Source organism: Sulfitobacter sp. M05 (assembly GCF_029285175.1).
GTDB lineage: Bacteria > Pseudomonadota > Alphaproteobacteria > Rhodobacterales > Rhodobacteraceae > Sulfitobacter.
Genome location: NZ_JABEDH010000013.1, coordinates 1 through 11,719, shown reverse-complemented (window position 1 = coordinate 11,719; position 11,719 = coordinate 1). Strand labels below are relative to the sequence as shown.

13 protein-coding genes are annotated in these 11,719 nt (G+C 51.9%); 8 read left to right on the top strand and 5 right to left on the bottom strand.

Features of this window, described 5'->3' with window-relative positions; translation table 11 throughout:
• A partial coding sequence (locus HKX44_RS19935) for a hypothetical protein (protein WP_276155664.1) occupies window positions 1–326 on the top strand: 326 nt, incomplete at its 5' end.
• Here HKX44_RS19935 and HKX44_RS19930 read toward each other — a convergent pair.
• The 3 genes from HKX44_RS19930 to mobC form a co-directional block, all read right to left on the bottom strand.
• Window positions 323–769, bottom strand: a complete 447-nt coding sequence (locus HKX44_RS19930; RefSeq protein WP_276153100.1) for a hypothetical protein — start codon at window positions 767–769, stop codon at window positions 323–325. The two genes, HKX44_RS19935 and HKX44_RS19930, sit on opposite strands and share 4 nt — an antisense overlap.
• Before the next feature lie 98 nt (window positions 770–867).
• The gene (locus HKX44_RS19925) at window positions 868–2,313 is read right to left on the bottom strand and encodes a hypothetical protein (protein ID WP_276153101.1); all 1,446 of its coding nucleotides are present in this window, start codon (window positions 2,311–2,313) and stop codon (window positions 868–870) included.
• Window positions 2,310–2,711 (bottom strand): plasmid mobilization relaxosome protein MobC, encoded by a 402-nt coding sequence (gene mobC, locus HKX44_RS19920; RefSeq protein WP_276153102.1) that lies wholly within the window; start codon window positions 2,709–2,711, stop codon window positions 2,310–2,312. Before mobC ends, HKX44_RS19925 begins: the two co-directional genes overlap by 4 nt.
• Before the next feature lie 257 nt (window positions 2,712–2,968).
• Here mobC and HKX44_RS19915 point away from each other — a divergent pair, with 257 nt between their 5' ends.
• The 4 genes from HKX44_RS19915 (at window position 2,969) to HKX44_RS19900 (ending at window position 7,520) form a co-directional block, all read left to right on the top strand.
• Window positions 2,969–4,096, top strand: a complete 1,128-nt coding sequence (locus HKX44_RS19915) for an ROK family protein (protein ID WP_276153103.1) — start codon at window positions 2,969–2,971, stop codon at window positions 4,094–4,096.
• A 4-nt stretch (window positions 4,097–4,100) separates the two neighbouring features.
• On the top strand, window positions 4,101–4,622 hold the full coding sequence (locus tag HKX44_RS19910; protein ID WP_276153104.1) for a hypothetical protein: 522 nt from the start codon (window positions 4,101–4,103) through the stop codon (window positions 4,620–4,622).
• An 890-nt stretch (window positions 4,623–5,512) separates the two neighbouring features.
• The gene (locus tag HKX44_RS19905) at window positions 5,513–5,974 is read left to right on the top strand and encodes a hypothetical protein (protein WP_276153105.1); all 462 of its coding nucleotides are present in this window, start codon (window positions 5,513–5,515) and stop codon (window positions 5,972–5,974) included.
• Window positions 5,967–7,520: a type IV secretory system conjugative DNA transfer family protein gene (locus HKX44_RS19900; protein ID WP_276153106.1), complete on the top strand. Its 1,554-nt coding sequence runs from the start codon at window positions 5,967–5,969 to the stop codon at window positions 7,518–7,520. Before HKX44_RS19905 ends, HKX44_RS19900 begins: the two co-directional genes overlap by 8 nt.
• On the opposite strand, the gene HKX44_RS19895 is transcribed toward HKX44_RS19900, so the two are convergent.
• Window positions 7,508–7,825 carry a hypothetical protein gene (locus HKX44_RS19895; protein WP_276153107.1) on the bottom strand — a complete coding sequence of 106 codons (318 nt, stop codon included), beginning with the start codon at window positions 7,823–7,825 and terminating at the stop codon, window positions 7,508–7,510. The genes HKX44_RS19900 and HKX44_RS19895 overlap by 13 nt on opposite strands.
• Here HKX44_RS19895 and HKX44_RS19890 point away from each other — a divergent pair.
• A complete protein-coding gene (locus HKX44_RS19890; protein WP_276153262.1) occupies window positions 7,824–8,375 on the top strand; it encodes a hypothetical protein in 552 nt (183 codons plus the stop codon). The genes HKX44_RS19895 and HKX44_RS19890 overlap by 2 nt on opposite strands.
• Window positions 8,376–9,070: 695 nt before the next feature.
• The gene (locus HKX44_RS19885; RefSeq protein ID WP_276153109.1) at window positions 9,071–10,141 is read left to right on the top strand and encodes a replication initiation protein; all 1,071 of its coding nucleotides are present in this window, start codon (window positions 9,071–9,073) and stop codon (window positions 10,139–10,141) included.
• Between the two features lie 24 nt (window positions 10,142–10,165).
• On the opposite strand, the gene HKX44_RS19880 is transcribed toward HKX44_RS19885, so the two are convergent.
• Complete coding sequence (locus HKX44_RS19880; RefSeq protein ID WP_276153110.1) at window positions 10,166–11,200, bottom strand: Abi family protein; 1,035 nt, start codon at window positions 11,198–11,200, stop codon at window positions 10,166–10,168.
• Between the two features lie 331 nt (window positions 11,201–11,531).
• Between HKX44_RS19880 and HKX44_RS19875 the strand changes: the two genes are divergently transcribed.
• The coding region (locus HKX44_RS19875; RefSeq protein WP_276155663.1) for a hypothetical protein at window positions 11,532–11,719 on the top strand (188 nt) is incomplete at its 3' end.

Here is an 11,719-nt window from a genome sequence, read left to right as displayed (position 1 = left end):
GCCGCATCGCAGATATTCAAGCGGAAATCAGAACTATCAACAATCTGATTTATCGACGAAAATCCAAATTTTTTGCTGAAAGGCAGGATGAGAACATCAACAGAAAAAACGTTGATCGACTGTTTTTTGAGACCCTCATTTTGGACACCTTGAAAACTGCTAAACGAGGCCTGAGAACGGGTGAGATACACACCCAAATTACCAAAGCGGGGTATGGCTTGAACTATAACACCCTGAGAAGCTACGTCACAAAGATGAGAGACAAGGGGCTTATAATGAAGGCCACGCCTAGCTCATATCTGTGGGTTATTTCAGGCAATAGTTAACCTACCAACCTAGCCCATAGCCCTTTGCGCGGTGGCTCTGCGACCTTCTCACGCTGATCCGTGAGCAGCGCAGTGAGCTGGCGACGTTCTGACTTTTCGTCAGACAACATTTGCTGCAAGCTCTCTATGCGGTCGGACAATTGTTCACGCTCACGAGTGCGCTCAAGCTCTGCTGTTGCGATCTGCTGACGTAATGCTTCAACTTCCGCCGATAAGACGCTGTTTCCACTGTGTTTTTGAGGTGTTTCTGATTGTTCATTAGATACTGTTTCCGTTTTCTTTGGAAACACTCGCAAGACCTCAGCAGGGTCAAGCTGGAAACCTGCTTTTGTTTTTGCATGAACGCTCATTTGGCCTGATTTTATGGCCTTTGAGAGCGCACCTTTTGACCAACCACACATCTCTGCAGCCTGCCCTAGTGTAAGATATGTACTGTTTCCCATAATGTTTCTGCTCGTTCATTGCCGTTGTTTTTATGGTGTTCACGATACACCAAGGTAGGGCAGGGGGAAAGCCTGCACCTGTTTACTGTCCACAGGATTTAGCTCTTGGGGTCTGGCCCCCTAGGCCCCTTGGGTTTCAAGCCAAGCCCGCGCCCCTGTCTCTTTCGACGGTTACTCGCTTCCTTGAACTGTATCGGGCCTTCGCGCTTCTGCATGTATTTCTTCTTTCCATCATCGAGCTGGCTCAGGTGATCGTCCATGCGGCGGCGTGGCGTGGCACGGTCGAGCGTGAGCCAATGGCCCAAAACACTGCGCGCTTGCTGGCGTTCACGCCGCTGTTTCTCCTGCATCAGCCGTATGGATTTTTGAAGCTGCCGCCGATCGCGCAGCTGGTCCGTTTTTAAGGCATGAAACTCGGCACGGTCGCGCTGCTGGCTTTGTTCAATTTCAGCGGCGAACTGGCGGGCGAGGGGGCCGGCGCCGAACTTGAGCTGCGCCTTGTCCCACAGCCCTGCAATGCCTTTTCGGATTCTGCTGGCTCGCGCCTGTGCTTCCTGTCCTTGGCGGGCTTGTTGCGCATCCATGAACGTGCGGCGGTCCTGCTGCTGCTCACTCTTGAGCTGTCGCACAGCCTGCACCATCGGGCGGCGTTCTTTGTCGTGTGTCGCCTTCAGGTCTTCCATTTGGCGCTCGGCCTGCGCGGTCATGCGCTCCTTCAGAAACTCCCGCGCCTGGTCAACCGTCTGAACGTGTTCAGGTTGACCAAGCCGCGCTCTGATATCTGCCTGTTTCACGCCAAGGAAACGATGCAAGGGCAGGGCTTCGCCCGAATGATGCAGCACGACAAAGCCGCGCTTGTCGCCTCTGGCAAGCTGCATGGCGTTCTGTTCCAGCACAGCGTTGAAGGCTTTGGGGCTGTCGGAAAACTCGAACGCCTCACCAATGATCTTTTTCAGGTCGCGGGGGTCTTCGCCAAGGCGCTGCGCCTGCTGCCACGTGGCACGGTCAAAATTGAGCGGGTCGCGCTTGGCGCTGTCCTTCATGCCTTCGGGCAGCTCCAAGCCTAGATCGTGGTGCAGGTCTTGGCTGATCTCCCGCAGGCGGGATTTAAAAAACGATAGCTGCTTGGCCTTGAGAACGGGCAGGGGGCGTTCCTCGCCCGTCTTGGGACCGTGTTCATAAGTCAAGCTGTTGTAGAGCCGCCCATAGACCACATGAGCATGCTCGCGCCCGTTCTTCTCGTGGAAGACAACGGCGCGGGGATGATCGGCCAGCCCCATATCCGCCTCGATTTTATCGAACGCAGCCGCGAACTGTTCGCGGGTGAGATTGGCGGATTCTGGCGGGTTCACGATCACCTGAAAAAACGGCTGCTGGCATTTTGTGCCGTTCGCGGTGGCTTCGATTTCAAGAAGCGCACCGCGTAGGTCTTCCGCAGCCGTGCCGCGCAGATCGGCCACATGCACGTGGTCGTTGTCGCGGGCGTTCAAAAGGTGCGCTGCGAGGTTTCGCCCGTGACCTCGCTGTGAGCCTTTGAGGATCATGGCCCTGATCGCTCCTGCTTGGTGGGCGCGGGTTCGCGGATGCCAAGCGCTTGCATGAGGGTGTGGCGCATCCATTGGATGTCTGCCACGGCCTGCTGCAAGGCGTGAGCGTCAGGCCATGAGCCTGAGTTGGCAACATGGGCGAGCTGGTTCGCGTTGTTGCCAATGCGCCCCACGGCCAGCAACAAGCTGGCAAGCTGCTCACCGTCTTTGACGGTTGGGCGGTTTGCCCGCTGTGGCCGTGGTGGCGGCAGAGGCTGCGACAGGGCAGACGCGCGGATAAAATCGCTCATGGTCACACCAGCCGCCCGTGCGGCCTGTGTGAGCCTGTCCCGTTCCCCCTCGCTAAAGCGGGTGGGGATGGGGCAGGAGCGGTTTTCTTTGCGCCGTTCTGGCATAGTATGGGCCTCCTTCGGTGTTTGCAGCTCGATGCTGAAAACGCCGAACCGCAAGGGGGGTGCACGGGGGGAGCGCAGCGTCTCCCCTGCCAAGTGAGCGTGTATAACACGCACATCTTGCATACAGACTATAACAGCAAATTTAGGAAATAGTTAACAGGTCAAAAAGAAACGCATGAACGGGTCACCCCATTCATGCTTTTGTTGCTCTATCAACATCTAAAGCGCTAGAGTTCCTGAACGTGGAGGACACTTTTTTGACTGAACCATCTTTAGCAGGCCTTTACATTACGGATGGCCGCATTTTCGGGATTGTAGGCTCAGATGAAATAGCCAGCATCCCGAAGCGTGAAATCTCAGAATTGAGTCTGTCCATTCCTACAAGTGATCCGACTAAGAAGCCGACGGTGTTTCTATTCTCGAAGAAAAAGCCTATCGAAGAAACCTTTGACGCTGCGTGCGCGTGGATCGCCAAAGCAGCCCCTAATGTCCGCTCAATTGGGGTTGGGTGCTACGGTCCATTTCGGAACATCAACCCAGAGGATCGAGACAAAGCAAGCTCAGACTACGGCTACCTACAAGCCACATCTCATGGAGAGCTTTCGAACCGTAATCTTGTCGGCATAGTGCGAAAGGGCTTGGCAAAACACCTCACGCACTCACCAAGAATTTCCATCAACATGGATGTTGCTCTCGATGCGATGGGCCTCATCTATAACAAATCAAGAAACAAAGCCCTTTGGGAATCCGCGCAGGAAAACACGATTGCGCTCCTCCGCATTGATCGCGGCATTGGCGGCTCGTTCATGAGAATGAGAGATGCCTACAGTTGGCTTGGTGCTCTTCATCCCGAAGTTGGGCAAATAAACGTCCAACGATGGGAGCCAACAAGCGGAACCGTCAGCCGCCAAGAGGCCAAACGTGAAGCATCAGGCCACGTCTCAGGTGTAATGAACAAAAACTCAGTCGAAGGCTTGGCATCTATCCCCGCAATCGAACGTTGGTTTGATGAATCATTCGCCACTCTGAAGTCAAACCCATCCCACATCGCATGGGAACGAGAGGCGTGGTATTTAGCACAACTTTCATGGGCAATCACATGTGTCGTCAGTCCAAGCAAGATTTACTTGTGCGGAGAAATCATGACCGTGAACGGATTGCATGAAAAAATTGTGCAGGCCTTCTCGAAGATCAAAGAAACGCCATCCTTTCCATCATATGCCGCGCTCGAGGATGTTGATACCTACCTCGAAAGCCTGACAACCGTTGACACTAAAGGTCAACTACGTAGTTTGAAGCCTGGCGTGACTGGTTCTCTTTGTGCTGCCGCTCTTGCTGTTCAAGGTATCGCTCAAGTTAAATCCATGAAAACAATTACGGGTTAATTCTTTGACAACTAAAGAAAATTTGCAAAATATTGCATCTTTGGGCTATGATATGTCTGTAGATGAGTGCTTGCTGGCATTTCCAGATGAACTGGAGTCGGACAAGCAAAGTGATTTGAAAGAAGACGGCAGACTAAAGAACGATCCAGAGTTTCAAAGATATGTGCGGGAGCATCTTTGGGTTAATCGGCGTGAGCATGCTGAGCGACAGTGGCCGTGGCACACCAACGTTTTTGAGTTCATCCGAGAAACATATGCACAATGGTTAGGAAACGGCCTGTTGCAGTCTGATCTTCGAGAACTTGATCCAAAGCTATACGCACAGCTTCACAAAACCCTATCTGCAATCCCCGACAAAGAAGAACGCAAAGATACCATTAACGCGCTCCCCCTCCCAAAAGAGCGAAGCGACGAAGCTCTCCGGTATTTAGCTGACTCAGAAGAAGACCCTGAACTGGCAAGACAGCGCCAAAAAAACCGCGAACGACAACGTCGATTTCGAGCAAATCTTTCCCTGAAGATGTAGGGAACTTTACCTTCGTTATATAATTTCTTTTCGTTACGTAGTTGACTTTGTAATTTTATTACTTACCTTCTGTTGTGTAGCCAGTTGATTTGACTGCTGCTTACACACTGGGAGGAATATCATGCACACCATCAACAACGGTTTTCCGACGGACTGGACGGGTGGCCACACGCCAAGCTGCAGCGTTTGTGGCAAACGTACCAGCTTTGGCGGGGCGTGCATGTGCAAACGTTGGGGCTGCTTCTACGGCTAAACTTCGCCCTACAACGTTTTTCTTTTCTTAACTTTACGAAAATGAAGAGCGGCATATTCGCTCGCTCAAATTGATGGAGAAATCGAATGTCCAACGGAAACGGCAACTTTAGTGATTACGCAACCGCACGTGAGACTGGCATGAATACGTCTGGGACACTGGCAGGTGCTTGGGGCTCTTACATTGCCCACCTCAATAAGAAGTAAAGACTACGAAGTGAAAAAATGTGGCCTGCCATAACTGGCGGGCCATCTTCATATCTATCTAGAGGTTTAGGGTCTCCTACTCGCCGCAAGGCAACCCCTTTGAATGGTATTCAAAGGGGTGCGCGAAAGCATAGGCCGCCCGTGTAGCCCCTCAAGCGCTGTCCTCTCCCCTATCGGGGCTGCGGGATCGCTTGACCGTCTCCACGGGCTTTATTCTCGTCTTGGGGTGGTTGTTGTTCGTCGGCTTGCTGGTCGATCCGTGCTTGCATGACGCGGGCCAGCTCCTTTGCAGCAGATGACGGCGCAGGCGCTTTCAAGCGAAGTCCTAGTCCTTTGCCGTCTTTTCTGTCTATCCTCTTACAAAATCGAATACTCACAACAAGGTAAGTATAGCTGACCCTTTAGGCGTGAGGCAAATTTTAGGGAAAGCCATGTCGCGAGAAGATCAGATCAATGCTGAACTAGCTAGCCAAGTCGATGTAAAACAACAAAAGGCTGCTTTAACGATAAAGTCCGCAATGGCCACTGATGAGCGTGTCTCAATTTTGACCGATGATGAGGCAATCATCGCGGCTGGCAACGTGTATGAAAAACTCGGAAAGCATCACAACACGACACAAAATATCTCCCTTGCTATCGGTTTTGGGGGAGTTTTCTTAGCGATAATTGGGCAGAATATGGGTCCAATCATTGTTAGTGTACCCCTCGCCTTTGCGTACTATTATTTTGCATGGACACGCAGAGTCGAAGGCACAGCAGCGGAGATATTAGATGCCTTTTGGCAAGCTGGAGATAGTAAAAAAATTCGTCTCCAAATAGCTCAGCAAGCAAACAGTCCAGCCACCTCAAACGCAACGCCTTCCGCCTTCGACGTACCGCCACAAGATGGGTAAAATCTCGCCGTTCGCCTTAGCTCGCGGCGCTTGGGGCATATACCAAGGCCTTGAATATATCGGTGGCCAGCAACGCGCCCGTGAGCAAGAAACACGTGTTCAGGAGTCTCTGAGACAGTCCGAACGGGTGCAGCGCTATGTGCAAAACCCTACCGCTTCGGACAAGCTCGGCGGTGGTCGCCTTGGCACGATAGAGGATGCTGCCAGAGAAGGCATGTTCGATAATCAGGGCCTGTTTCTCGGCTCCCTCGATGGCAAACCGCTGTTCTATAACGGCGATGCTCACCTGCTGAATTACGGCATGACACGCTCAGGCAAAGGCCGTGACATTGTGTTGCCGAACCTCGCCCATGTGTTCAATCGCTCCCTCGTCGTGAACGATATCAAGGACGGCGAAAACGCCTATGCCAGTGCGGACTATCGCAAGTCACGGGGCCACAGGATCGTAGCAATCAACCCTTACGGCCTGCTCGGTGCGCCGTCCTTCAAGCTGAACCCCTTCCAACGGGTGATCGACAAAGCCCAAAAAGGCGAAAGCATCACGGAGGATTGCTTGCAGCTCTGCATGTCTCTCGTGCCGCCCACGGACGGGGATTCAAAGTGGGTCGCCGCAGGCTCTCAACAAATCCTCGCAACGTGGCTCGAATGGGCCGCAATCTTCCGCCCTGATCGCTGCACATTGTCTGAGATGTGGCGGTTCGCCTTTCGGGAAACGGCGGAAACCGTCAACGCGATTATGGACTGCGGCAAAGATGGGCTGGAAGGCCAAGCTGAAAAGATCGCTGAAATCTCCGCCAGCAAGGACCAGTGGAACGCCTATGAAAGCGAACTGTCCACGGCGCTGTGGAACTTCCGCCCTGATACGCCTTTGGCTGAGGTGACAAACAGCTCGAACTTCGATCCTGCGGACATGCGCCACGAAAAAACGACGCTGTATCTCATGGGGGATTCTGATCGCCTAGAAGCCTGTTCACGGTGGGTGAGCCTGACCGTTTCCGCCATCGTCAACGCCTGCGCTCAAACGGCTGGCCCTGTGCCTGTCACCGTGCTGATCGACGAGCTGGCTAACCTGCCCTACATGGCCGTCATTCCCAAGGCACTGACTCTCTATGCAGGCAAGGGGGTGCAGCTCTGGGGCCTGTGCCAAGGTCGCCAAGCGCTGCGGGACAAGGGCTATTCGGAACACACCATCGGCAACTTTGAAAGCCAGTCTGGCATCCTGCACATGTGGCTGGTGAGCGAACCTGATCTGCTCAAAGACATTGAAACGTGGAGCGGTCAAACGACTGTCGCAACCCGCGGCGTGAACCAGTCGGGCGGGCAAGTATCAAGCGCCTCTTTCGGTGTTACTGAACAGAAACGGGCCGTCCTGCAATCTGAGGACATTATGCGGATCGGTGAAGGAAAACAGATCATCCGCGCAGGCAAGCATGACGGCATCAAGCTCTATGTTGCGGACCGTGTGCCATACTACACCGTGCCACGTTGGAATGAGGCGTTGAAGGACGTTCGAGAGGTTCACTTCGGCAAAATTCAGTCCCCGTAAAACTTGGCCCACCCCATGTTTTGCGCAAGGCGCTGCTGTTCTTCTAGGTCAAGATCGGCCATTTTTTCGAGCTGGTCTTTCAGGTCTGTGATGTCGTCGGCTGCATGCCTGACGAACGAATAGCACTCCGCAAATGAGTGCTGGATGCTGGCGGCGTATGCAGCCCGCAGCATAGCCCTGAAAACTCTGTCTGGTCTGCGGCCTTCCTCGATCAGCTCATTGGCAAGGCGGACGAACGCCACTTTTGAGGCGTTCCCGTCTTTGTCTGTGATAAGGTCTGAAAATGTAATGCTTTGATCTGTCATGGTGGTTCTTTCTATGTCTGAAAATCGCAAAGATTTCAGTGTATCAGCTTCGCTCACCGTTGAGCAAAAACGTGAGCAAGAACGTAATCTGATCTTGGATAAGGTCCGCCGTGAAAACGTCGAATCCATGATGCGCTATCGAGATGCAGAGATTGAAAAGCGCGAGAAAAAGCTGGCGGATGAACGCAAGAAAATCGCGAATGATATTCTGACCAAAAAGAACCAGCCAACCCCCGTTTTGGTCCCCAAGGGCGTGGTGGGCATGTCACCCGAGCAAAAGCGCCAGCTTGTCGAGAATGCAGTCAACAATCACTACGGGCCTGAACACCGCGAACAGGTTCATGAACTGCGCAAGTCACTCAACCAGAACATAGATCGTGAAATCAGATCCGCGCAACGTGCGGATCAAAGCGCAGATCGAGTGCAAACGATGGGCACTCAAAAGCCTGAGCGAACCCGTATGCAATCGAAGAAACAACAGTTCGCTGACAATGCCCGTGACACCACGGAAAAACTTGATCAAAGCCAAGGCTTACAGATCAAGCGATAGACCCCTGTATCTGCCTTACTCCCCAGAGGGGACGAAGCCCTTGCCAAGTGTGGTGCGAGTTTTTGGTGCTCTGTATGTGCAGCTATTATCTTCTTCGCTAAGCAACTGTCTCGATCTCTCAACAAGCGCCTGTGGTGGTTTTGGTGTGCATGGCTGGCTGTTTTTCCCCTGCTTTCCGTCGCCGTTTCGCAAGGATCAATAAACATATGGTTCTGATAAGAGCACAAGGGCAGAAGCGTTAGCGTCCCTTGTGCCGTTCAGGTTCTATGTTTTGATGTATCCTGAAACGAGCGCCAACAGGTGGAAAAATCCCCCTGCTTTTTGTTGTGTGAGCAAATCTTTAACGGCGTGACGGCTTTGCCGTCATAATCGCCGTTTGAGTATCTGCCGTTAGGTAGATTCCATTCTTATCAACAGCTCTGCTGTGTGTTCCTGTGTTCTAATATGGTGTTCCCCCCTGAATCAGGGAGCTAAATCAATACCTTAATGACATTAAGGGGGAGAAATTCGGCGTAAATCACGTTTAAGGGGGAGAAATTCGGCGTTAAGGGGGAGAAATTCGGCATAACCTCGGTGTCATAGATGTTGTTGTTCAGGGGGAGAAATTCGGCGGTATGTCGATCACTCAGGGGGAGATTGTGGAAAAGAATATTTCACATCTTCTCCCCTTGTCTTTGTTGCCGTATATTTAGCGAATGAGTCGGGCAGTCACACAAGATTTAGGGTTATTCACTGAGCAGGAGCTTGAAGGCATCCAGCCCACTGGCTCTGCATGGGTTATCTCGAACGACGACCCCGCAACTGTCCCAGTGCCGCTCCAAACGGTGATTGTGAGCGTCGAGGGGCCTTACACTGAACGTGATCGTAAGCTCTGGGTCTTCTTGCTCCATGCCGTGTTTGATGAATTAGGCAAGCAGCCCCTGCACACCCTGTCTGTGCGAGAGATCAACGCAGTGTTTCGTGAGCTAGGTGGTGAACACGGCACGAGCTGGCTTTGGGAAAGCGCCAAGCGTCTCGCAAAGACCACGATTGAATGGGAATACGCACTCGGCGATGATCGGGTTCAAGGGGTCGCCAATCTGTTCAGCGCAGAGGTTCACAAGTCGGCACGGGCGCAAGGCAATTTACGCTTTGGCTTCCCCCCTTTGTTGATCCCCATTCTGAAAGAGCCAACACGCTTTGCCCGCCTGCGGGTCCACTTCCTTCTCAAACTGTCAGGCAAGTACGCGGTGACGCTCTATGAAATTCTAGAGGGCTTTGTAAACAGGCGGGATGGACAGTGCCGCGTGTCGATTGACGAGCTGCGAACGTGGCTCAAGGTGCCAGAAGACAGCTACGCAACGTGGAAAGATTTCCGCAAGTGGGTGCTCGATCCCGCCCTTAAGCAGATCAACGATGATCCACTAGGGGCTGGCTTCTCAGTCGAATACACCCCAATCCGCAAGGGCCGCTTCTATGATGAGTTGGTCTTTCAGATCACGAAAACCCCTAAGCGGATTCAAACTGACAAACTCATCAAGCGTAGCGCAGGCGATGCCCGCAAAATCAAGGCTGCGAAGGCCAAGGGCCGCCCTGCCCTGCTCGATGCAGACATCAACCGTGCAGCTCAAGAAACACGCTACTACCTCGATATGGATGAGGTCCAAAAGCAGTTCTGGGCGCACTGGGAAAGCACAGGAAAACCAGACTTCAAAAAAGGCGTAGCGCAGGCCTTTATGGGTTTCACCAAGAAGAAATACGGCCAGATGAAGCATGGGCGGAAATGACACCAGCGTTAGCGGCTTATCTCGTTATTTCCAGATATCTTGATCAATCCAGTCTTCGGGAAAGCCCGCGCTTTGTAATGTGACATAGGGATTAGCAGGCAGTGTTTGCACATGCTCAATCAGTCGATTTGACCACTCTGTCGTGGGGTTTATTACCTTGAGCAAATGCCTCAAAATCACCACTGACGCATAAAATCTCGATAGGCTGTCTGACTTCCCCACAAGGTGATCAAGCTCAACAATGTCACCTGTAGAGGTCCACATAGGAATGAAAGGCATGCTACGGTTCCACAAACGCGAATGATGAGCACAGAAATTTCGCACATCGTTCAGGTTACGGAGCCATCCCTCCAGAATATCACCCGAAGGGAGACCATAATGGGCCGCAATAGTGTTTTGGTCTCCAATCTTCATCCCGCTGAAAAAGTGAGAAAGCGTCCCAAAATCCCATAGCTCAACCGCTACCCAAATTGGGGGCGTGTCGTTGGGGTACTTTTCTTTAAAATGCTTTGCGAAGTCTTCTTTTGATTTTTTGAACTTATCATCAAGACGAGAAAGCCACTCATCCAGCTTACTTTGGCTAGCTTTCCTTGGATTTCCGATCACAAAATTAACCGTCTTAACACTCACTCCAACAGCCTGAGCAATGGCTCGGCGAGTTGGTTGAGGTCGCTGTCTAGACAGGTTCTGAATTTGTGCAAGGCGAGAGGGCGGCACGTTTGGCCGAGAAAAATTACCGTGTAATTTAGATGGATCGCGGTGCACCCAAGGGTCGTGAGTACCAAGAAGAACAGCTATGTCAGTACGGATACCAACCTCAACGCGCTCAAGAGCATCCAACACAAGAAGCCTTAGCTTCTTGTCAAAAACATAAAAATCGAGCGCGTCAGAAAAATGAGTTCCATCTCGAAAATCGTCCAGAACACGCGTTTTCTCTCGGCCACTGGTTGCATCAATATACTTTTCAGACTTGCGGTTAGGATACCAGTACGCACTGAGACGATAGTACCCAATGCGGGACAAACAGGCTTTGGCTCTTGCCTCATCTGTTATCGACATTCCGCGCGATTTAAGAAGTGCGACCTGCTGGTCCGTAGTAAGATATGGCTTGTTATACGGGGCCAAAAAAGCATGCTCTAAAAATGAGAACTGACCCGTACACCTAGGTGCAGAGGGGCCAGTCATGTCACGGAAGACTTGGCCCCATAATGTGTTAAAAGCAAGTAAACAAGTGTTGAGCTTTCAACGCTCCTCTATCCAACAATCGCCTCTTCGGCGATTGTTGGATAGAGGAGCGTTGCGAGGTTGTCAATGTATTTTACGTATTGTAAGTGACTGTTTTACTTATCTACGTTAGATTTCCAATATGGAAAGATGTTGAGATAACACAATGCCTGACGAGACGGACACACACCTTGCAGAACTTGAGGAAGCAAAGGCAGCGTTAGAGCGCCGCATCGCAGATATTCAAGCGGAAATCAGAACTATCAACAATCTGATTTATCGACGAAAATCCAAATTTTTTGCTGAAAGGCAGGATGAGAACATCAACAGAAAAAACGTTGATCGACTGTTTTT